The 21,199-nt window shown below is 62.5% G+C and carries 16 protein-coding genes; 14 read left to right on the top strand and 2 right to left on the bottom strand.

The window, feature by feature from the left end; genetic code table 11:
- Nucleotides 1-58: 58 nt before the first annotated feature.
- Together GJ700_RS31140 and GJ700_RS31135 are read left to right on the top strand one after the other, a co-directional pair.
- On the top strand, nt 59-421 hold the full coding sequence (locus GJ700_RS31140) for an MmcQ/YjbR family DNA-binding protein (RefSeq protein WP_154381419.1): 363 nt from the start codon (nt 59-61) through the stop codon (nt 419-421).
- Between the two features lie 107 nt (nt 422-528).
- Nucleotides 529-993, top strand: coding sequence for a hypothetical protein (locus GJ700_RS31135; RefSeq protein ID WP_154381417.1), 465 nt, complete (start codon nt 529-531; stop codon nt 991-993).
- 44 nt (nt 994-1,037) lie between these two features.
- Here GJ700_RS31135 and GJ700_RS31130 read toward each other — a convergent pair whose 3' ends face one another.
- Nucleotides 1,038-2,129: a LacI family DNA-binding transcriptional regulator gene (locus GJ700_RS31130; RefSeq protein ID WP_154381415.1), complete on the bottom strand. Its 1,092-nt coding sequence runs from the start codon at nt 2,127-2,129 to the stop codon at nt 1,038-1,040.
- 196 nt (nt 2,130-2,325) lie between these two features.
- On the opposite strand from GJ700_RS31130, the gene GJ700_RS31125 reads away from it, so the two are divergent.
- From GJ700_RS31125 to GJ700_RS31100, 6 genes are all read left to right on the top strand, one after another.
- Nucleotides 2,326-3,582, top strand: a complete 1,257-nt coding sequence (locus tag GJ700_RS31125) for an Hsp70 family protein (protein ID WP_154381413.1) — start codon at nt 2,326-2,328, stop codon at nt 3,580-3,582.
- Nucleotides 3,582-4,205, top strand: coding sequence for a 3'-5' exonuclease (locus GJ700_RS31120; RefSeq protein ID WP_154381480.1), 624 nt, complete (start codon nt 3,582-3,584; stop codon nt 4,203-4,205). Before GJ700_RS31125 ends, GJ700_RS31120 begins: the two co-directional genes overlap by 1 nt.
- Before the next feature lie 114 nt (nt 4,206-4,319).
- Nucleotides 4,320-4,676, top strand: a complete 357-nt coding sequence (locus GJ700_RS31115; protein WP_154381411.1) for a hypothetical protein — start codon at nt 4,320-4,322, stop codon at nt 4,674-4,676.
- 82 nt (nt 4,677-4,758) lie between these two features.
- Nucleotides 4,759-6,219 carry a porin family protein gene (locus GJ700_RS31110; RefSeq protein ID WP_154381409.1) on the top strand — a complete coding sequence of 487 codons (1,461 nt, stop codon included), beginning with the start codon at nt 4,759-4,761 and terminating at the stop codon, nt 6,217-6,219.
- Nucleotides 6,220-6,230: 11 nt separating this feature from the next.
- Nucleotides 6,231-7,142, top strand: a complete 912-nt coding sequence (locus GJ700_RS31105) for a metal ABC transporter substrate-binding protein (protein WP_154381407.1) — start codon at nt 6,231-6,233, stop codon at nt 7,140-7,142.
- On the top strand, nt 7,142-7,915 hold the full coding sequence (locus GJ700_RS31100; protein WP_154381405.1) for a metal ABC transporter permease: 774 nt from the start codon (nt 7,142-7,144) through the stop codon (nt 7,913-7,915). The genes GJ700_RS31105 and GJ700_RS31100 overlap by 1 nt, the downstream gene beginning before the upstream one ends.
- Nucleotides 7,916-7,962: 47 nt before the next feature.
- Here the strand turns inward: GJ700_RS31100 and GJ700_RS31095 are convergent, their stop codons facing one another.
- Nucleotides 7,963-9,717, bottom strand: a complete 1,755-nt coding sequence (locus GJ700_RS31095) for a GGDEF domain-containing protein (RefSeq protein ID WP_154381478.1) — start codon at nt 9,715-9,717, stop codon at nt 7,963-7,965.
- 219 nt (nt 9,718-9,936) lie between these two features.
- Here GJ700_RS31095 and GJ700_RS31090 point away from each other — a divergent pair, with 219 nt between their 5' ends.
- The 6 genes from GJ700_RS31090 to GJ700_RS31065 all read left to right on the top strand — a co-directional run bounded on the left by GJ700_RS31090 (nt 9,937) and on the right by GJ700_RS31065 (nt 21,178).
- Nucleotides 9,937-10,566: a methylamine utilization protein gene (locus tag GJ700_RS31090; protein WP_154381404.1), complete on the top strand. Its 630-nt coding sequence runs from the start codon at nt 9,937-9,939 to the stop codon at nt 10,564-10,566.
- 8 nt (nt 10,567-10,574) lie between these two features.
- Complete coding sequence (locus GJ700_RS31085) at nt 10,575-13,010, top strand: bifunctional diguanylate cyclase/phosphodiesterase (RefSeq protein WP_154381402.1); 2,436 nt, start codon at nt 10,575-10,577, stop codon at nt 13,008-13,010.
- Between the two features lie 130 nt (nt 13,011-13,140).
- Nucleotides 13,141-15,315, top strand: a complete 2,175-nt coding sequence (locus GJ700_RS31080) for a prolyl oligopeptidase family serine peptidase (RefSeq protein WP_154381400.1) — start codon at nt 13,141-13,143, stop codon at nt 15,313-15,315.
- A 142-nt stretch (nt 15,316-15,457) separates the two neighbouring features.
- Entirely contained in the window at nt 15,458-17,914 is a 2,457-nt protein-coding gene (locus GJ700_RS31075) for a zinc-dependent metalloprotease (RefSeq protein WP_154381398.1), read from the top strand.
- 214 nt (nt 17,915-18,128) lie between these two features.
- Nucleotides 18,129-19,331: an ammonium transporter gene (locus GJ700_RS31070; RefSeq protein ID WP_154381396.1), complete on the top strand. Its 1,203-nt coding sequence runs from the start codon at nt 18,129-18,131 to the stop codon at nt 19,329-19,331.
- Nucleotides 19,332-19,768: 437 nt separating this feature from the next.
- Nucleotides 19,769-21,178: an RNA-guided endonuclease InsQ/TnpB family protein gene (locus GJ700_RS31065; protein ID WP_154381394.1), complete on the top strand. Its 1,410-nt coding sequence runs from the start codon at nt 19,769-19,771 to the stop codon at nt 21,176-21,178.
- The last annotated feature ends 21 nt before the right edge of the window (nt 21,179-21,199 follow it).

Here is a 21,199-nt window from a genome sequence, read left to right as displayed (position 1 = left end):
GCCGTCGTCCCGTATCCCAAGGCGCCTTGACCGGCGCCTTTTTTCTGTCCGGTCCCCAATGAATACCGAAGCGCTGAAAACCTGGCTACGTGCATTTCCCGGTGCGGTGGAAACCCTGCACGGAGCGCCAAGCAATATCCTGACCTACAAGGTCGGCGACAAGACCTTTGCCTATTTCAAGACCAGCGAACCGGAACGGTGGCGCTTCAGCTTCCGCGCCACGCCGGACCGTTTCCTGGAGCTGACCGGCATGCCGGGTGTGAAGCCGGCCCGCTACATGGGGCGGTATCACTGGGTGACGGTGGTGCGCGTGGCGCAATTCCAGGAGGATTATTTGCGCGAGCTGGTGCAGTGGTCGTATGAAAAAGCCCGGTCGCAGCTGAGCAAGGCCAGGCAGCGCGCGCTGGACGCGGTCCGATGAATTGTTGAGTCGTTTGTTGGAAACACGGCAAGCTTATTTAATTTGCCATTTGTATGTCGCCGGAACTATCCTCGATATCCTGTACATGGCGCCAGGGAGGAAAGCGTATGAAAATCAAGGTGATCGTGGCGACGCACAAGCCGGCAGGATTCGCGGCACTGCTGCTCATGGAGAAGACCGTCCTTAAGTGGAGTGGTGTGCAAGGCGGCATCGAGTATTTCGACCGCACCCCGTCAGACGCTTCGCCTCAGACGGTACAAGATCTGCTGCGGAAAAAACTCACCCAGCTTGACAGTGACGAAGTGGCGTTTTGCGTGCTCGAGACGAATTATCCCGCGAGCAAAGAGACTTACGTATGGGAGGGTTTCGACTTCGCCGCGTATAGAGGTAAAGCCTTCTTTGTTTTCTTTGACGCGACGGCAGCGATGGGAGAAAAGGCAGGCGTCCAACAGGCGGTGGTGAACGAGAACGTCATCCGTTGCGGCAAGAACGGACAGTTGAACGTAGTGGACTTGAACAGCGCCCACCAGAAGCTCCATGCCCAGTACGTGACGAGGAACGGACATGAGTGACCATCTGCGGCGCCGGACGGGAATCCTGCAGGCTGTGCCGGCGCTCAGGCAGCCAGCGACACGCTCGGCAGCGTCGTCAGCCGCGCCGTGGCGCCCTCGATGAACTGCGACGCAAACATCCGCTTTTCCACTTCGCCTTCACCCAGCTCGATCAGGTTGTGCAGCAATTCCGCCGCTGCCGACGCCATTTTCTGGATCGGCTGGCGCAACGTGGTGAGGTTGTAGCTGAGCCAGTTCGACGGCTCGACGGCGTCGAAACCCGCCACCGACAGTTGCGCCGGCACCGATAATCCCAGTTCGTGGCGGGCGTAATCGAGGCAGCCGATCGCCATCACGTCGCTGCCGCAAATCACGGCGTCCGGCACGTGGCCCAGGCGGGAAATAATGTCGCGCAAGCCGCGCGCGCCGCTGGCGTAATCAAAGTGGCCGCGCACGATGACGGGCGGCGGCAAACCCAGTTCCGCCAGCTTGTCGGCCGCGCCGCGCCGGCGTTCGCTGCCGACAATGTTGTCTTCCGGACCGTCGATGATGGCGATGATGCGGTGGCCGGCCGTGGCCAGCTTGGCCACCAGCATGTGGCCCGCTTCGTAGTGGTCGCACGCGACGGTGTTGACGGCCTGGCCGCGCAAGCCGCGGTTGAACACGACCAAGGGCATGCGGCGGCGTTCGAATTCCGCGACCTGTTCATCGGTCAGCGTGGCGGCGGCGATCACGCCGTCGACCTGGTATTGCCACACGTCGTTCAGCACGGCGCCGATATCGGTTTCGCGCTGCAACGTGAACAGCAGCACGCGCTTGCCGCGCCGGCCGATGTGCTGGCTCAGTTCAGACAGGGCTTCCGGATAGGCCAGGTTGGCCAGGTTGGAAATGATGACCGCGACCATGTTGGTGCGGCGGGTAATCAGGCTGCGGGCGGCGGCATTCGGAATGTAATCCAGCGCGGCGGCGGCTTTCATGACGCGCGCATAGGTGGCCTTCGAGACGCTGGCGCCCGGCTTGAAACAGCGGGATACGGCCGATTGCGACACGCCCGCGACCAGCGCCACGTCGTACGACGTGACCCGGCGGTTTTCTTTCTGGATTGCTGCTTTATGCTCTGCAAGACTCAACGCAGGCGCGGATTGCTTTGTTCTCATCGTCTTTGTAGGGCCATGCCAGCAAGCATGTATATAGTTGTCCTCGAGGATAGCTTACGCTCTTACTCAAAGGCAATAGTTTGCACGTAAATGAACTAAAATTGTAGCTAATTGACGCGTGGAAACTACTAACCGGCAAGTGGCGTTATTTCCGGTCAATTCTGTTATAATTCCGCCCCTTTTATCGGAGGTAGGCATGGCCACAGCATGCGGCGTTGATTTCGGCACGTCCAATTCCACAGTAGGCTGGGTGCGTCCAGGCCATCCCACCATGCTGACACTGGAAGACGGCAAAGTGACGCTGCCTTCCGTCGTGTTTTTCAATGCCGATGACGATACTACCAGCTATGGCAGAGCCGCGCTGACGGAGTACCTGGCCGGTTATGAAGGCCGCCTGATGCGGTCCATGAAGAGCTTGCTGGGCACGTCGCTGATCGATGGCCAGACCGAAGTGGCGGGCCGCGCGCTGCCATTCCGCGTATTGCTGCAGCAATTCATCGGCGAACTGAAACGCCGGGCCGAGCGCGAAGCAGGGCGGCCGCTGACGTCCGCCGTGTTTGGCCGCCCCGTGTATTTCATCGATGACAACGCGGACAACGACAAACTGGCCGAGCAGACGCTGGCCGACGTGGCGCGCGCCGTCGGCTTCAAGGACATCGCGTTCCAGTACGAACCGATTGCCGCGGCCTTCGACTATGAATCGCAGATCGGCCGCGAAGAACTGGTGCTGATCGCCGACATCGGCGGCGGCACGTCGGACTTTTCGCTGGTACGGCTGGCGCCGGAGCGGATTGCCAAATCCGACCGGCGTGACGACATCCTCGCCACGGGTGGTGTGCACATCGGCGGCACGGATTTCGATAAATACCTGAGCCTGTCCAGCGTGATGCCGCTGCTGGGCCTGGGCACGCAATTGAATGGCGGCGCCGAAGTGCCGTCCAGCTATTACTTCAACCTGGCCACGTGGCACACCATCAACCAGGCGTACACCAAGAAAATGCATGCGCAACTGGTGGAATTGCTGCGCGATGCGCGCGAACCGGAAAAACTGGGCCGCCTGCAAAACCTGATCGAGGAACGCGCCGGCCACTGGCTGGCCATGCAGGTGGAAGAGGGCAAGATCGCACTGTCCGGTGCGGCCGACGTGCAACTGCACCTGGACCGCCTGATTCCGCCCGTGCACGTCGACCTGACGCGCGACGGTTTCAATAGCGCCATCGGCCACCTGGTGGGCTCCGTCGAGCAAACCGTGCAAGCGATGCTGCGCGACGCGGGCGTGGCCGCCGATGCGGTTGACACCGTGTTCTTCACCGGCGGTTCGTCCGGCGTGCAATCGCTGCGCGAACGCATTGCCGCCGTAGTGCCATCCGCGCGCCGCGTCGAAGGCGATCTGTTCGGCAGCATCGGCGCCGGCCTGGCGCTGGACGCCGTGCGCAAATTCGGGGGCGCATGATGGCCGTCTACAGCAAACCGATTGTCATGCTGGACTTCGAGACCACCGGCCTGTCGCCGGACAATGGTGACCGCATCACGGAAGTGGCGGCGCTGCGCATCGAAGACGGCCGCATCACGGACCGCTACGTGTCGCTGGTCAATTGCGGCGTGCGCATTCCTGCGTTCATTACCGGCCTGACAGGCATCACGCAGCAGATGGTGGACAGTGCGCCGCCGGCCAGCGAAGTGGTGCCGCAATTGGTGGAGTTTATCGGCGGCGATACGCTGTCGGCCCACAACGCCAGCTTCGATGAAAAATTCCTGCACGCGGAAAGCGCCCGTTGCGGCCTTGCCGCACGCCACCTGGGACCGGTGTGTTCGCTGAAACTGGCGCGCCGCGTGTTCCCCGAACTGGGCAGCTACAAGCTGGGCACCTTGTCCGGCAGCCTGGGCATCCGCTTCAAAGGCACGGCCCACCGGGCCGAAGCCGATGCGGAAGTGGCGGCGCAAGTGCTGCTGCACATCGCGCAACACCTGGGGCGCCGTTATGGCTACGCGGAAGTGGCGCCGGAATTGCTGATGTCGGTGAACAAGCTGGCGGCGGCCAAAGTCCATGCGTTCCTCAGCAAGGCAGCGGCCTAGCGCGTTACCTGGTAGCGGGTTTGTTACAGTACGATACGCACTCCGTTAAAAAATGCTTGGAAAAATTGACGGACTGATTACAATACGCCCATTCATCTATACAAGCTTCGTGCTGTGATACTGAAACGCCATATCGCTTATGCCTTGCTGTCGCTGCTGCTGGTACTGTCCCAGCAGCTGGGGATCACGCACGCGATATCGCACTTGTCGGATGTCAGCCAGAGCCGGCAACAGGTAGTTGAACGCGACGCCGCCGGACAAAACTTCGGCGCGTCGAAAAACCTGGCGCTGGACCAGAATTGCGACCAGTGCCTGGCCTTCGCGCAAATCGCCCACGCGCTCGATACCCCGTCTTACACCTTCCCGGTCGTCGAACACGCGGCGCCCCTGGTCCTGGTCACTGACACGCCTGTCGCGTGCCAGCGCACCGTCTGCGTCTTCCAGTCCCGCGCTCCTCCTTCCATCGCCTGATTCCGTATTGCCATCCGGGCCGCTGCGCTTTGTTCCGCACACGCGCCGGCTCGCCTATACCTATACAAAAACAGGATTCAAGATGTTGAAGAAAAGTGTCATCGTTGCGGCGCTGGCCGCTGCATTTGTTGCGCCCATGGCGCAGGCCAAAGAAACCAAGGAACTGGCGGAAATCCGCGAACAGATCCGCCAGATGAAGGAAGCGTACGAGGCGCGCCTGGCCGCGCTGGAGCAGCGGCTGGCCCAGGCGCAAGCCCAGGCCACGGCCGCTCAAAGTGAGGCGAAAGCCGCCGTGGCGACGGCGCAGCAGGCCGACAGCAACGCCAGCGCGGCGCAGGCGCAAAACTCTGCGCCGGCGCCGGCGCAGGGCGCACCGGCGGCACCGGTGCAGGCATCCAGTAATGCGTTCAACCCGGACATTTCCGCCATCCTCGGCGGCTCGTTCCAGCGCCTGAAGCAGGACCCGGAACAATACAAGGTGCAAGGCATGCTGCCGCCGGGCGGTGAAACCGGTCCCGGTGCGAAAGGCTTCAGCCTGGGCGAATCGGAAATCACGCTGCGCGCCAATATCGACCCGATGTTTGCCGGCCAGCTGACCTTCGCGCTGACGCCGGAAAACGAAGCGGAAGTGGAAGAAGCGTTCATCCAGACCCGTGACCTGGGCGGTGGCTTCAACGTCAAGGCCGGGCGCTTCCTGTCGGCCATCGGTTACCTGAACAGCCAGCACAGCCACACGTGGGACTTTGCCGATGCGCCGCTGGCGTACCAGGTGTTCCTCGGCGGCCAATTCAAGTCCGACGGCGTGCAGGCCAAATGGCTGGCGCCGCTGGACCAGTTCGTCGAATTGGGCGTGGAACTGGGCAACGGCGCCAACTTCCCGGGCACGGCCCGCAACCGTAATGGCGCCAATTCCGTGGCGGCGTTTGCCCGCGTGGGTGACGATATCGGCGCCTCGTCCAGCTACCGCGCCGGCTTGTCGCTGCTGCGCACCCACGCGGAACAGCGCGGCTGGGAAGAGGATGGCCTGGCCCATGCCTTCAGCGGCAAGAGCACAACCTTCATCGCCGATGCGATTTATAAGTGGGCGCCGAACGGCAATTCGTCCATCACGAATTTCAAATTGCAGGGCGAGTATTTCCGCAGCAAGGATGACGGCACGCTGGACTACGACACGGCGCCGGCCGATGGTCCGCTGGGCCGCGTCTACAGCAGCGCCTATACGGGCAAGCAATCCGGCTGGTATCTGCAAGGCGTCTATCAGTTCATGCCAAACTGGCGCGCGGGCTTGCGCTACGACCGCCTGAATCCGGGCGCGCGCCACATCGCGCTGGTCGACGACGGCACGCTGGCGGCCGACAGCTTCGCCATCCTGCAACCGTACTCGCCGCGCAAGACCAGCATCATGTTCGATTACAGTCCCTCCGAATTCTCGCGCCTGCGCCTGCAATTCGCACAAGACAAATCCCGTCCTGGCGCCACCGACAACCAGGTCATCCTGCAATACATCATGAGCCTCGGTACGCACGCGGCCCACGCTTTCTGAGGAGTCCCGTCATGAAACTGTCTACACCAATTTGCTCCGCCCTGATCGCCGCCGCCACGTTGTGGGCGGCCCCCGCCAGCGCCGCGCTGAACGTGCTGGCCTGTGAACCGGAATGGGAAGCGCTGGTCAAGGAACTGGGCGGCGATAAAGTCAAGGTATCGTCGGCCACCACGGCGCTGCAGGACCCGCACCGCGTGGAAGCGCGCCCCAGCCTGATTGCCCGCACGCGCAATGCTAATTTGCTGGTGTGCACCGGCCTGGAACTGGAAGTGGGCTGGCTGCCGGTGCTGATCCAGCAATCGGGCAACAGCAAGATCGCCGACGGCCAGCCTGGCCAATTCCTGGCGGGCCCGCTGGTGCCGCGCCTCGACGTGCCGACGAAACTGGACCGCGCGGAAGGCGACGTGCATGCGGCCGGCAATCCGCACATCCAGCAGAATCCGAAAAATATCGGCCTGGTGGCGACGGCGCTGGCCAGGCGGCTGGGTGAACTCGACGCCGCCAACGCCGCGTATTACGATGGCCGCTACAAGGACTTCGCCGCGCGCTGGACCGCCGCAACGGCCAGGTGGGAACAGCAGGCCGCGCCCCTGAAAGGCGTGGCGCTGGTGGAGCACCATAAAAACATGGAGTACCTGATGGCGTGGCTGGGCATGCGCCAGGTCGGGACGCTGGAACCCAAGCCCGGCGTGGAACCGTCGGCCGCGCACTTGAACGGCTTGCTGGCGCAACTGCAAAAGCAGCCGGCAAAAATGGTGGTGCGCGCCGGCTACCAGGATGCCCGCGCATCGCAATGGCTGTCCGAACACGCGAAAATCCCCGCCGTGACCTTGCCATTCACTGTCGGCGGCGACGACAAGAGCAAAGACTTGTTCTCGTTCTTCGACAGCACCGTGCAAAAGCTGCTGGAGGCGAACAAGTAATGGACGGCGGCCTCGACCTGACCATCATTGCGCCGGCCCTGGCCGCCGGCTTGCTGGTGTTGCTGACCCACGTCCCGCTCGGCTCACAAGTGCTGAAGCGGGGCATTGTCTTCATTGACCTTGCCATTGCACAGATTGCCGCGCTGGGTGTCATCATTGCCGGCGTGGGCGATCTCGATCCGCAGGGATGGGCAGTGCAGGGCGCGGCCGCCTGCGCCGCGGTGCTGGGCGCGCTGTTGCTGACGTGGACGGAAAAACAGTGGCCGGACGTGCAGGAAGCGCAGATCGGCGTGCTGTTCATCCTGGCCGCCACCGCCGGCTTGCTGCTGGTGGCGCACGATCCCCATGGCGGCGAACATTTGCAGGACTTACTGGCGGGGCAAATCCTGTGGGTGCGCTACAGCCAGCTGGTGTTACCGGCCATTGTCACGGGCGTGATTGGGCTGGCGCTGTATTTCCTGCACGGCCAGCTGGGGCGCCTGCCGTTTTACCTGCTGTTCGCGCTGGCCGTGACGGCGTCGGTGCAACTGGTGGGCGTGTACCTGGTGTTCACCAGCCTGATCGTGCCGGCGCTGGCGGTACGCCACTATGCCAAACGCCAGTTGCTGCTGGCGTACCTGATCGGCGCGGGCGGCTATGCGTCCGGGCTGGTGCTGTCGACGTTGTATGACTTGCCGTCCGGCGCGCTGATCGTCTGGTGCCTGACGGGGATTGCCGTGGGCGTCTATGCGGCGGGACCCAGGCCGCTGCATCCGCCAAGGTCCGCGCATTGATCACGCATGCTGGCGGCTTTGTAAAAGCCGCCCTGCCGGGACGCCGTTCAGGCGGTCCGCCGGTCCACGAACAAGCTGTTGCCGTGGATTTTCTTCGCCTGCTTCTTCGCATCGGACGCCAGCGCCGCGATCTGGTGGTGCGAATAATACTGCAGCGGCTCGACCCGGATCGAGCCCAGCGATAAACTCATCAGCGAATAAAACACTTTCTTGCCCTGCCGGTCTTCGCTGATGTAGCCGCCCCGTTCGCGGTCTTCCAGGCTGTAAAAATCCAGCACGCAGTGGGCGAAATCGGCCAGGATGCCGCGGCAGCGGCTTTCCCAGTCTTCGCTCTGGAACAGGATCATGAAATCGTCGCCGCCGATGTGGCCGACGAAATCGCGGTCCGGGTCGCAGTGGGCGGACAGGATGCGGCCCGTCATCTGGATCACGTCGTCGCCGCGGCGGTAGCCATAGACGTCGTTGAACGGCTTGAAGTGATCGAGGTCGCAATAGCAGACCCAGAAGCGCGTGCCGCTTTCCAGCAGGCGGTCGATGTGTTCGTTGATGGGCACATTGCCCGGCAATTGCGTCAGCGGGTTTGCATAGCGGGCCGCGTTGATCTGCATTTGCGTGATTTCGCGCATCAGGTCGTGGCCCGTGCCCATGCCGGCATAGCGGCCCTGGTCCGTGATGATGAAGCCGTTGAACAGGTGGTGCGCATCGGATTCGGCCATGCGGCACGACAGTTCCTGCAAACTCGTGTCCTTGTCGGCGATCAGCGGTTTGCCGTCCATGAACTGGCGGCATGACTTACGGCCATACAATTCGCGCTGGTACGGGCGGGCAAAGTGGTCGATCATGGCAAAGCGCGTGATCAGGCCGAGCGGCACACCGTCATCCACCACGGGAATGATCATCAGCTTCGGGTCTTGCATGAACAGGTCGTACACCTCGTTGTTGTTCATGCTGGAGGGGATGGCCGCCACTTCCGTCAGCAGCTTTTCAATCGTCACGTTGTGGTGCTCCGTACTCCGCTGCGGATAGACCGCCACGCCATTGCGCGACAATGCTTTCGCCACTTCGGCCGGCAACGCCCGCGCCGGCGTTGCGTGCGGCCGTCCCAGGTGGTAGCCCTGGCCATAGACGACGCCCAGGTCGCGCAGCACCAGCAATTCCGCCTGCGCTTCAATGCCTTCGGCAATCACCAGCGTGTCCGACTTGTCGGCGATTTCCTGGATCGAGCGGACGAACTGCAGCTTCACGGGATCCTGGTTGATGCCCTGGATGAAGTGCATGTCGATTTTCACGTACTCGGGACGCAGTTCGGACCACAGCCGCAGGCTGGAAAAGCCTTCACCCAGGTCGTCGATCGCGATCTGGAAACCGAGGTTGCGGTAGTGCAGCACCGCTTCCCGCATCAGATCATAGTTATAGGTGGGCTGGTTTTCCGTGAGCTCGATGATGACGCGCTCGGGATTGATGCCGATGCTTTCGATGTATTGCAGCGTTTCGCCGCGTGCATCGTCGCGCTGCAGTAACAGGCATTCCGGGCTGACATTGAGGAACAATTTGCCCGGCAGGTTCAGTTCCGCGAACCGTTCCAGCACCACGCGGCGGCACAGGTGTTCGACTTCCAGCGCCAGGTTGCAGGCGCGGGCTGCCTTGAACAGGTTCAGCGGCGAGTGCAGCGGGCTGTCGGACGGGCCCCGGATCAAGCCTTCGTAGGCCATGATGGCGCCGCCCTGTAAATGGGCAATCGGTTGGAACAGCGCCGTCAGCTGGCGGCGTTCGATGATATCGAGTAACTGGGCGCGCAGCATGGGATCGGCTTCAGGAGGAAGGGCCGGCGGTGCCGGGCGGCGCAGGTAGGCCACATTGTTCACTATATTGCAACTATTGAATTGACAGGCTTTCCATATTAGGGTGCGAATGTGACAGGATGATGAATCTGGGAAACAAACAAGGGCAAATGCGGGGCAAAACTGGTGCTCTGCGGCTACAATAGAACGTCCCCATTCTTGTCCTGGTCACGCATGTCCATGTTCCGATTCCGACACCCCGCCGTCTTCACGCTACTGGCAGCATGGGCCGCCGCTAGCCAGGCATCCGGGGTGGCGGTGCAAGTGTCGGACCAGGCCGGCAACCCGCTGCAGGATACCGTGGTGTATGTCGAAGCGGAGGCGGGCGCCGCGCTGCCGAAACCGCTGAAAGGCGCGGAAATCGAGCAAAAGGGCTTGAAGTTCCTGCCGCTGGTCACCGTGGTGCAGGTCGGCAGCAAGATCGAGTTTCCCAATAATGACCGGGTGCGCCACCATATCTATTCGTTTTCGCCCGCGCACAAGTTCGACCAGAAACTGTACTCGGGCACCAGCGCGTCGCCCCAGTATTTTGAAAAACCCGGGGTCGTGGTCCTGGGCTGTAACATCCACGACAAAATGGTCGCCTACGTGCGCGTGGTCGAGACGCCATACTATGGCAAGACCGATGGCGCCGGCGTGGTGCGCATCGACGTGCCGGCGGGCGGCAGATACGTATTGAAAGCATGGCACTACAACATGGCCGGCGGCCAGCCGCAGGAACAGCCGCTTGCGGTCAAGGCGGGCGATGCGCTGTCCAGCGCCACCTTTAAACTGTCCATGAAACCGCCGTCGGCGGAACCGGCGCTGTAGGAACCGCCATGCGCGCACGCCTGCACTTCCGCAGTCTGGAAAGCCGCATCCTGACGCTGTTCATGCTGCTGATCGTGGTGGTGCAGGTGGTGGGACTGCTGGTAATCCAGGGCGGCATCGAATCGAATGCGCGCGCGTCGATCGCGCAGGAACTCACCAACGGCGGTAAGGTGTTCCGCCGTTTGATGGAGCAGAATGCCCAGAACCTGCGGTTCGGCGCCCGGCTGCTGGCACGCGACACGGCTTTTGTCGCCGCCATCGGCAATAACGATGAATCGGACCGCGCCACCATTGAATCGGCGCTGGCCAACCACGGCCGGCGCATCAAGGCATCCGCATCGATGCTGGTCAGCGCCGAGCGCGAGATCAGCGCCACCACCAGCGATGTGCATGCGGCAGGCCTGAAGAAACTCGTGCTGGGCATGCTGGACCAGGCCGAAGCGTCGGATGGCGCCAACGGCATCGGCATCGTCAACCGCTATCCGTACCAGGTGGTGGTCATGCCGGTCAAGGCGCCCATCGTGATCGGCTGGATTGTCATGACGTTCCCCATCGATAACCAGGTGGTGGCGGAAATGCGCAATATCAGCGCCTTGCAGACGTCGATCGTCACGCATGACGGCAAGGGCGCATGGTTGCCGGTGGCATCCACGTTGCCGCTCCCGCTGGCGACGGCGCTGGTGCAGCATATGGAGGCCGCCAGGCCGGCCGCGGACGGCGCCTTCGAAGCGCAGCTGGAACATGACCGCTACAGCGCCCGTCGCCTGGAGCTGGGTGAGGACGCGGGGCAGGGTGTGTCCGTCGTGCTGGCGCGTTCGTTCGATGAAGCGATTTCCGAATATGCGCGGCTGGAACGCTGGCTGCTTGGGCTGACGGTGGCGGGGATCATTGTTTCGGCCGCTGTCAGCGTGGTGACGGCCAAGCGCATTGCGCAGCCGATCCGGGAACTGGTGACGGTGGCCAGGCGGCTGGAAAAGGGCGATTACAAGGGCCAGATCGAATTCGTGCGCGAAGATGAAATCGGTACGCTGGCCCATGCGTTCGACAGCATGCGCGACGGGATCGCGCGGCGCGAACAGGAAATCCGCCGCCTCGCTTACTGGGATACGCTGACCAATTTGCCGAACCGCGCGCAATTCGTGCTGCACCTGCAGGATTCGATCGCCGAGGCGCGCAAGCACGAATCGTCGGTATTCGTGCTGATGATGGACCTGGACCGCTTCAAGCACGTCAACGACGTCATGGGCCACAGCTTCGGCGATGCGTTGCTGCGCCAGGTGGCCGGGCGCCTGCAACTGACGCTGGCGAACCGCCGCAACACGTCGGCGCAGGTGGCGCGGCTGGGCGGCGACGAGTTTGCCGTGTTGCTGCCGGATTGCAGCCTGGACCTGGCGCAAATGGTGGCGCGCGCGTTGCTGGAATCGCTGGAAACGCCGCTGTCGCTGGACGACCAGATGGTCGATATCGGCGCCGGCATGGGCATCGCCGGCTATCCGCTGCACGGCGACGACCCGGAACTGCTGATGAGCCTGGCCGAGGTCGCGATGTACACGGCCAAGCAGCGCACCGAAGGCGCCGTGGTGTACGACGCCGCGTTCGACCAGTCCAGCGCGCAAAGCCTGTCGCTGTTGACGGAATTGCGCAACGCCATCGAACGTAATGAATTCCGGCTGTTCGTGCAGCCCAAGATATCGCTGGCCACCGGCAAGGCGGTGGGCGCCGAAGCGCTGGTGCGCTGGGTGCACCCGGAGCGGGGCAACGTGTTCCCTGACCAGTTCATTCCATTCGCCGAGCAGACCGGCTTTATCCGCGTGCTGACGCGGTGGATGATGGAACAGTCGGCCATGCTGTCGCAGCAACTGGCCAGCCAGGGTATCGACCTGAAAATATCGGTGAACCTGTCCACCCGCGACTTGATGGACCAGGACTTGCCGGCCAAGTTCGCCGACCTGCTGGCCCGCCACCAATTGGCGCCATCGGCGTTTTGCCTGGAAATCACGGAAAGCGCCATCATGGACGACCCGGTGCGCGCGCAGCAAACGCTGGAACGGCTGCACCTGATGGGCATGGATTTGTCGATCGACGATTTCGGCACCGGCTATTCGTCGCTGGCTTACCTGAAGCGCTTGCCGGTCAACGAATTGAAGATCGATAAATCGTTCGTGCTGAACATGGAACACGACACGGGCGACGCCAAGATCGTCCGCTCCACCATCGACCTGGGTCACAACATGGGTTTGCGCGTGGTGGCCGAAGGCATCGAGAGCGAAGCCGTATGGCGGCTGCTGGTGCTGATGGGATGCGACCAGGCGCAGGGGTATTTCATGAGCCGGCCGATCCCGGGTGGCGACCTCGCAAAGTGGGTCACGCAATGGCAGGCGCCGGAAGGATTGGGCGAGGCCGCGGCCGCGCCGGGCGCATCCGTGGCGTCGGTCGCCAAATAATCCTCGCTCTACCGCCGTTGAGATCGTAACTTATTTGCCACAGTTACGGATATCATCATACACAGTGCGGCGATCCCGTCACTTTCCCGGCATTTCCCTCAAAAATACACGACCACGAGACCAACCCGTTATGCAATTGAAACGCGCCTCCCTGATCCTGGCCCTGGCTGCGGCCTTCGGCGGTTCCGCCTTTGCGCAAACCTGCCCGGCCACCGGCCCCGCCGTCAGCTACCCCGTCACGAAGAAAGTCGACCAGCAGGACAATTATCACGGCACCGCCGTGGCGGACCCGTACCGCTGGCTGGAAGACGCCAACAGCGCGGAGACCAAGGAGTGGGTGGACGCGCAAAACAAGGTGACGCAGGCGTACCTGGCGCAAATCCCGAACCGCGACGCGATCAAGCAGCGCCTGACCAAGCTGTGGAATTACGAGCGCTACAGCGTGACGTACAAGGAAGGCGGCCGCTACTTCTACAGCCGTAACGACGGCCTGCAAAACCAGTCCGTGCTGTACACGATGAAATCGCTGTCCGATACGCCGCGCGTGCTGCTGGACCCGAACACGCTGGCGGCCGATGGCACGGTGGCGCTGGCCGGCACCGCAGTCAGCCCGAACGGCAAATACCTGGCGTACAGCACGGCCGCTTCCGGTTCGGACTGGAATGAAATCCGCGTGCGCCACATCGACAGCGGCAAGGATACGGAAGACCACATCAAGTGGGTGAAGTTCTCCAGCACGGCCTGGGCCCACGACGGTTCCGGCTTCTACTACAGCCGCTACGACGAACCGGACGAAAAGACCAAGCTGGCCGGCGTCAACTATTTCCAGAAGCTGTACTTCCATAAACTGGGCACGCCGCAAAGCGCGGATACGCTGGTGTATGACCGTCCCGACCAGAAGGAATGGGGCTTTGCCGGCGAAGTCACGGACGATGGCCGCTACCTGATCATCTCGTCGTCGCAAGGCACGGAGCGCAAGGCGCGCATCTTCTACAAGGACTTGAAACAGAAAGATGGCAAAGTCACGGGCCTGATGGAAGCGTTCGATGCGGCCTACGACTTCATTGACAACGATGGTCCCGTGTTCTACTTCCGCACCGACAAGAATGCACCGCGTTCGCGCATCATCGCGGTCGACGTGCGCCATCCGGAGCCGTCGCAGTGGAAAGAAATCGTGCCGGAAGCGCAGCAAACGCTGGTGTCGGCCAACATCATCAACAACCAGCTGGTGGTCGATTACCTGAGCGATGCGCACAGCGCCGTCAAGGTGTTCGACTTGAAGGGCAAGTTCGTGCGCGACGTGGAATTGCCTGGCATCGGTTCGGCCGGTGGCTTCAACGGCAAGCGCGGCGACAAGGAAACCTTCTATTCGTACACCAGTTTCACCAACCCGACCACGATTTACCGCTACGACATGAAGTCGGGCAAGAGCACCGTGTACCGCCAGCCTAAGGTGGATTTCGACCCGTCGCAATTCGAAACGCGCCAGGTGTTCTACACCAGCAAGGATGGCACCAGGGTGCCGATGTTCATCGTCTCGAAGAAGGGTATCAAACTCGATGGCTCGAATCCGACTTACCTGTACGGCTATGGCGGCTTCAACATCCCGCTGACGCCATCGTTCTCGGTGGCGAACCTGGCGTGGGTGGAAATGGGCGGCGTGTACGCGATGGCCAACCTGCGCGGCGGCGGCGAATATGGCGAAGCATGGCACAAGGCCGGCACCAAGCTGCAAAAACAGAACGTGTTCGATGACTTCATCGGCGCGGCGGAATGGCTGGTGGCGAATAAAGTGTCGTCGCCCGCCAAGCTGTCGATCGGCGGCGGCAGCAATGGCGGCCTGCTGGTGGGCGCGACCATGACGCAGCGCCCCGACCTGTTCGCGGCGGCGATTCCCGCCGTGGGCGTGCTCGACATGCTGCGCTTCCAGAAATTCACGATCGGCTGGGCATGGACGTCGGATTACGGTTCGTCCGACAACCCGGATGAATTCCAGGCGCTGTACAAGTATTCGCCGCTGCACAACCTGAAGCCGGGTTCGTGCTATCCGGCCACGATGGTGGTGACGGCCGACCACGACGACCGCGTGGTGCCGGCGCACAGCTTCAAGTTCGCCGCCGCCGCGCAAGCGGCGCAGGGCAGCGCGAATCCGATCCTGATCCGCATCGATACCAAGGCCGGCCACGGCGCGGGCAAGCCCACGTCCAAGCAGATCGATGAAGTGACGGACCGCTGGGGCTTCCTGTCGAAAGCGCTGAACATGAACGTGCAGGGCGCTGCCGCCACCACCGGCGGCGCGCAGTAAGTTGTAACCCGGGGCGGACCCAGGCGCCGCCCCGTCATCCCCGCCGTGCGCGGGGATCCATGCTGCGCGGGCAGTCTCCGCATGGCGCAGGTCCCCGCGCCGGGCACTCATTGATCCCAGCTCGACCCAGGTTCGACCCGATATGACCCCGACCCGCTCCGCTTCTTATCTGCTGGCCACGCTGCTGTTGACGGCCATCCCCGCCAATTCCGCTTTTTCCGCCACGTCGGCGGCCCCCGCTAAAACCTTGCAGGAACAAACCCAGGGCCTGGCATCGCAGCCCGGCTTTATCGACCTGTGGCGCGATACCGCGCAAGGCCGCGTGCTGCTGGGGGTGTCCGCGCTGGACCAGCCGTTTCTCCTGATGAGTTCCTTGCCGTATGCGCTGGGTTCCAACGACGTGGGCCTGGACCGGCGCCAGTCCGGCGAAGTCAAGCTGGTGCGGTTCCAGAAGCATGGCAACCGCCTGTTCCTGGTGCAGGACAATACCCGTTTCATTGCCGGTTCGAAGGACCACGATGAACGGGCCGCCGTGGCGGAATCGTTTGCCGGCGCGGTGCTGTGGGCGGGCGACATCCTCGCCACCGATGGCGGGCGGCACCTGGTGGACTTTTCCACGTTCCTGCTGGCCGACCAGCATGGCGTGGCGGCGCGGCTGGCGGAGACCAAACAGGGCGGCTATGCGGTGGATGCGAAACGCAGCGCCGTGCTGGCGGCCGACGCCCGGGCCTTCCCCGACAATATCGAGCTGGAAGCGCTGCTGACGTTCCAGGGTCCGGGGCAGGGCGAATGGGTGAAACAGGTGGCGGCCGATCCGGCCAGCCTGACCATGCGCCAGCACATCAGCATGGTGCGGCTGCCGGACGACGGGTACCGTCCGCGCACCTATCATCCGCAATCGGGCGGCTTCGATACCGGGTACGTCGATTTCGCCACGCCGCTGGCGTCCAGCCTGGACGTGCGCTGGCAAGTGCGGCACCGGCTGGAAAAGACCGATCCCGGCGCGGCGCTCAGCCCGGTGAAGAAACCGATCGTGTATTACGTCGACCGGGGCGCGCCGGAACCGGTGCGCACGGCGTTGCTGGAAGGTGCGCGCTGGTGGGGCAGCGCATTTGAAAAGGCTGGCTTCAAGGATGCGTACCGCGTGGAACTGCTGCCGGAAGGAGCGGACCCGATGGATGTGCGCTACAACATCATCACGTGGACACACCGCGCCACGCGGGGCTGGTCCTATGGCAATGCGCTGGCCAACCCGCTGACGGGCGAGATCATCCGTGGCGCCGTGACATTGGGTTCGCAGCGTGTGCGGCAGGACATCCTGATTGCTGAAAGCCTGCTGGCGCCTTATGGAAAATCCGGCGGCAGGGAAAAGCTGGCGGAGCAGATGGCGCTGGCGCGCCTGCGCCAGTTGTCGGCGCACGAAGTGGGGCATACGCTGGGCTTTGCCCACAACTTTGCCGCCAGCCGCCAAGGCAATGGTTCGGTCATGGATTATCCGCATCCGGTATTGAAACTGAATGCGCAGGGCGAAGTCGACCTGGCCGATGCCTATGGCGTGGGTGTGGGGCCGTGGGACGACTACATCGTCAAGCACGTGTACGGCCAGTTCGCGGGCGACGAGCAGGCCGCGCTGGCGCAATTGCGGCGCGAAGCGCAGGCGGCGGGGCTGACTTACGTGGGCGACACGGATGCGCGCTCGCCCGGCGCCGCCCATCCGCATGGCTTGCTATGGGATTTCGGCCCGGACATCCTGAAAACCTGGGACAGCCTGTCGGCCGTGCGCAAGCGTGCGCTGGATCAGTTCAGTTTCAATGTGTTGCCGGACGGGCGGCAAGCCGGTGAAATCGAAGCGCGGCTGGTGCCGGTCTACCTGCTGCAACGCTACCAGGCGGAAGGGCTGGCGCGGCTGGTGGCCGGCGGCGAATTCGAATATGCCGCAGTGGGCGATATCCGTGCCGGCGCCGCGCGCGGCGGTGTGCGGCCGGTATCTGCCGCCACGCAGCGCGAAGCATTGAATAAGCTGGCGTCCACGTTGCAGGCGGAATACCTGGCGCTGCCGGCCCACGTGCTGGATGTGCTGACGCCGCCGTCGCAGGGCTATGAGCGCAACCGCGAATATTTCGAGACGCGCATGGGCGGCGTGTTCGATGCCTTGTCGGCGGCGGAGGCGGGTGCGGCGCAGTCGGCGTCATTCCTGCTCGATGCGGGACGGCTGAACCGCCTCGCATGGCAACACGCGCGCGACGCGAAGCAGCCGGGCGTGGCCGAAGTGCTGGACTTGTTGTTGCAGCGTACGTGGCGCCGCGACGCGATTCCGGCGACACTGGCGGGCGGTGAAACCGTGCAACTGGCGGCCAACTGGGTGGTGCTCGATACGGTCTTGCAGACGCTCAATGGCGGCAAATTGCACGCGGGCGTGGCGGCGGAAGTGCGGACGGCGCTGGCCGACCTGGCATCCTGGCTGGGCCGTAATCCCGGCAAGGGCGTGACGGCCGCCAGCCGCAAGGAGGCGGCCACGCTGGTCAAGGCGTACCTGCAAGACCCGCGCAGCGTGACGTTGCGTCCGCTGCCGCCCATCCCGCCGGGCGCGCCGATCTGATGCATTGATGTGGTGCGCAAGGCTGCCGTGCCGCGCACCATCATGGCGCTCAAATGATGCCCATTATTGGTGCAAGCCACTTGACGCACCAAGATAGTGTATTTCAACAAATTCAGTCGAATCATGCACTTAGCAAATCGCACCAATTTGGTACGAAAATTGCTTGAATGCACACTCCTAGTTCAATTTTGCATTATTTTGGGGAGTGGTTTGAATGGCTGGTACTAATTATGGCGCGGATGCGTTGTTCATCCTGCTGGGCGCCATCATGATTTTGGCGATGCACGCGGGGTTTGCTTTCCTTGAGCTGGGCACGGTGCGCAAGAAAAACCAGGTCAATGCGCTGGTGAAGATCCTGGTGGACTTTTGCGTCTCGACCATCGCGTATTTCTTTGTCGGCTACAGCATCGCCTATGGCGTCAATTTCTTTGCGGGCGCCGACGTGCTGGCGGCAAAAAATGGCGTCGAGCTGGTGAAATTCTTTTTCCTGCTGACGTTCGCGGCGGCCATTCCCGCGATCATTTCCGGCGGCATTGCGGAGCGGGCCCGCTTCCATCCGCAAACCGCCGCCACGTTTGTGCTGGTGGGGCTGGTCTATCCCTTCTTTGAGGGCATGGTGTGGAACCAGCGCTTCGGTTTCCAGGCCTGGCTGCTGTCCGCATTCGGCGCCGAATTCCATGACTTCGCCGGTTCCGTCGTGGTGCACGCGATGGGCGGTTGGATCGCGCTGCCGGCCGTGCTGCTGCTGGGCGCGCGCCGTGGCCGCTACATGAAAAACGGCGCGATTTCCGCGCACCCGCCGTCGTCGATTCCTTTCCTGGCGCTGGGCGCGTGGATCCTGATCGTCGGCTGGTTCGGCTTTAACGTCATGAGCGCGCAGTCGATGGAAAAAATGAGCGGCCTGGTGGCGGTCAATTCGCTGATGGCCATGGTGGGCGGCACCCTGGTGGCGGTGTTCATGGGCCGCAACGACCCGGGGTTCGTGCACAATGGCCCGCTGGCGGGACTGGTGGCGGTGTGTGCGGGTTCGGATTTGATGCACCCGCTGGGCGCGCTGGTCACCGGGGGCATCGCGGGCGCGATTTTCGTCTGGATGTTCACGCTGGCGCAAAACAAGTGGAAGATCGACGACGTGTTGGGCGTGTGGCCCCTGCATGGCCTGTGCGGCGCGTGGGGCGGGATTGCCGCCGGCATTTTTGGCGCGAAGGCACTGGGCGGCATCGGCGGCGTGGCCTTCGCTTCGCAACTGGTGGGAACGGTGTCGGGCGTGGCGATTGCCGGCGTGGGCGGCTTCATCGTCTATGGCGTGCTGAAAGCGACCGTGGGGTTGCGGCTGGACCCGGAGCAGGAATTCCAGGGCGCGGATTTGTCGATCCACAAAATCTCGTCGACGCCGGAACGCGAGTCGAATTGGTAATGTTATCGAAATATTTATTTATTTTGTAACCGACGTTTGCGAAATAAGTAGGTCGTCGATTTCAATCACCGTTTTCTTTGGCAAAACCCTTGCTGAATTGTTACTTTTCGTCGTCAAGGAGCTAAACTCTAGATTGATGCATCGTGATTTTTAGTGTGCAAGCGCGTTACGAAAAGCGCTATAGGCACAGGCAAGGTGGATGGGTCTTTAGGAGTGACGGTCGGAGTTACAGGGGGGGGCAGGACGGTTAGTTTCATTTGCCATGCTCGGTGGCCATCGCAGATCGTACGCGGCGGCGCGATTGCTGAAATATTTCGGCGTCAAGCCGGGAACTTTCTCGCCCCAATCCGGTCGAACGTTGAGGTGATCGAGGATAGTGGTGACAGACGCAGCGTCAACGGCAAGGAGAAGCGCAGCGTTGCAACTGGAGGGCCGCGATGGAATTGGCGCACCGGATTGAGCTGAAACCGACTGGCACGCAAGCCGATTATTTCGTGCGCGCCTGTGGTACCGTGCGCTTTGTCTGGAACTGGGCGCTCGATGAATGGAATAAACAATATGCCAAGGGCGGCAAACCGAACGCCCTCAGGCTCAAAAAACAGTTCAACGCCATCAAGTACATCCAATTCCCGTGGCTGAAGGAAATGCACCGCGACGCTCATGCGCAACCGTTTCGCAACTTGGGCCGGGCGTGGGAGAGGTTCTTCAACGATGTCAAAGCCGGCAAACGCCGCGCCCCCGATGACCGGCATGCACGACGGCGGCTCAAGGCGCAGGGCATTGCGCTGGCCTATCCGCCGCAACCCAAGCGCAAAGGCGCATGTTCGGACAGTTTTTACGTCGCCAATGACAAGTTCGAGGTCGCAGGCCATAGGATCAGACTGCCCAAGCTAGGCTGGGTTGGCATGACCGAGGCGCTGCGCTTCGACGGCAAAATACTGGGGGCGGTGGTGTCACGCACCGCCGATCGCTGGTATGTTGCGGTGCAAGTCGATGTCCCTGGGCGGCAGGCGACCTGCCGGCGCACGGCCGATGGCGAAATCGGCGTTGACTTGGGCATCAAAACGGCGGTGTCGTTGTCGAACGGAGAAAAAATCGACGCGCCCATGCCGCTGGGCAGCGCGCTGCGGCGTTTGCGGATACGTGGCCGCCGCCACAGCCGCAAAGTTGAGGCGGCCAAACGGTTCAAACGGGAATTCATCGGCCCCTTGCAAGAACCGACGCGGATGCCGCGCGGCCGCAACCAGGTCAAATCGGCGCGCAGGCTGGCCCGGATGTGCGCCCGTATCGCCCGCCTGCGCCGCGACTTTACGCACAAATTGACCACAAGGCTGTGTCGCGAAAACCAAGCGATCGGCATCGAGGACTTAAACGTGGCGGGCATGCTCAGGAACGAATGTCTGGCACGGCCGATGGTCGACGTCGGTATGGCGGAATTTTCCCGCCAGCTTGCCTACAAAGCGCAACGTTATGGCACCCGGCTGGTCATCGCCAGCCGCTGGTATCCATCGAGTCGGTTGTGTTCCTGCTGCGGCTGGAAAAACATCACGCTTACCTTGAAGGATCGCGCATGGAACTGTGCGCAATGTGGTGCGCAGCATGACCGCGACCTGAATGCGGCCATCAATTTGCTGCCAGACCGGATAGCTCAATGGAATGCAAGACAAGTTGAACGGTTCGCAACCGTGGCGCAAGCCAAAACTGCGCTACCCGTGGCGAGTTCGGCGGTGACGCCGGGCACGGGCGCCGGCATGGGGCCGGCGAACGGCGGGAAAGTGACGTCTGTCAGTGATGAATTCGGTCTGCAAGACGGTTCAGGGCAGAAATCAAACCGTGTTCACTTTTGAGCACATTTGAGAAAGCAGTGA

The sequence above is a fragment of the Pseudoduganella rivuli genome (assembly GCF_009674485.1).
GTDB lineage: Bacteria > Pseudomonadota > Gammaproteobacteria > Burkholderiales > Burkholderiaceae_D > Rugamonas > Rugamonas rivuli_B.
This window is presented reverse-complemented; position numbering and strand designations above follow the sequence as displayed.

What these genes read in the sequence shown, in the direction of transcription:
- GJ700_RS31140 (WP_154381419.1), top strand. Translation starts at nt 59, where the DNA reads ATGAATACCGAAGCGCTGAAAACCTGGCTACGTGCATTTCCCGGTGCG.
- GJ700_RS31135 (WP_154381417.1), top strand. Translation starts at nt 529, where the DNA reads ATGAAAATCAAGGTGATCGTGGCGACGCACAAGCCGGCAGGATTCGCG.
- GJ700_RS31130 (WP_154381415.1), bottom strand. Translation starts at nt 2,129, where the DNA reads ATGAGAACAAAGCAATCCGCGCCTGCGTTGAGTCTTGCAGAGCATAAA.
- GJ700_RS31125 (WP_154381413.1), top strand. Translation starts at nt 2,326, where the DNA reads ATGGCCACAGCATGCGGCGTTGATTTCGGCACGTCCAATTCCACAGTA.
- GJ700_RS31120 (WP_154381480.1), top strand. Translation starts at nt 3,582, where the DNA reads ATGGCCGTCTACAGCAAACCGATTGTCATGCTGGACTTCGAGACCACC.
- GJ700_RS31110 (WP_154381409.1), top strand. Translation starts at nt 4,759, where the DNA reads ATGTTGAAGAAAAGTGTCATCGTTGCGGCGCTGGCCGCTGCATTTGTT.
- GJ700_RS31105 (WP_154381407.1), top strand. Translation starts at nt 6,231, where the DNA reads ATGAAACTGTCTACACCAATTTGCTCCGCCCTGATCGCCGCCGCCACG.
- GJ700_RS31100 (WP_154381405.1), top strand. Translation starts at nt 7,142, where the DNA reads ATGGACGGCGGCCTCGACCTGACCATCATTGCGCCGGCCCTGGCCGCC.
- GJ700_RS31095 (WP_154381478.1), bottom strand. Translation starts at nt 9,717, where the DNA reads ATGCTGCGCGCCCAGTTACTCGATATCATCGAACGCCGCCAGCTGACG.
- GJ700_RS31090 (WP_154381404.1), top strand. Translation starts at nt 9,937, where the DNA reads ATGTTCCGATTCCGACACCCCGCCGTCTTCACGCTACTGGCAGCATGG.
- GJ700_RS31085 (WP_154381402.1), top strand. Translation starts at nt 10,575, where the DNA reads ATGCGCGCACGCCTGCACTTCCGCAGTCTGGAAAGCCGCATCCTGACG.
- GJ700_RS31080 (WP_154381400.1), top strand. Translation starts at nt 13,141, where the DNA reads ATGCAATTGAAACGCGCCTCCCTGATCCTGGCCCTGGCTGCGGCCTTC.
- GJ700_RS31075 (WP_154381398.1), top strand. Translation starts at nt 15,458, where the DNA reads ATGACCCCGACCCGCTCCGCTTCTTATCTGCTGGCCACGCTGCTGTTG.
- GJ700_RS31070 (WP_154381396.1), top strand. Translation starts at nt 18,129, where the DNA reads ATGGCTGGTACTAATTATGGCGCGGATGCGTTGTTCATCCTGCTGGGC.
- GJ700_RS31065 (WP_154381394.1), top strand. Translation starts at nt 19,769, where the DNA reads ATGGAATTGGCGCACCGGATTGAGCTGAAACCGACTGGCACGCAAGCC.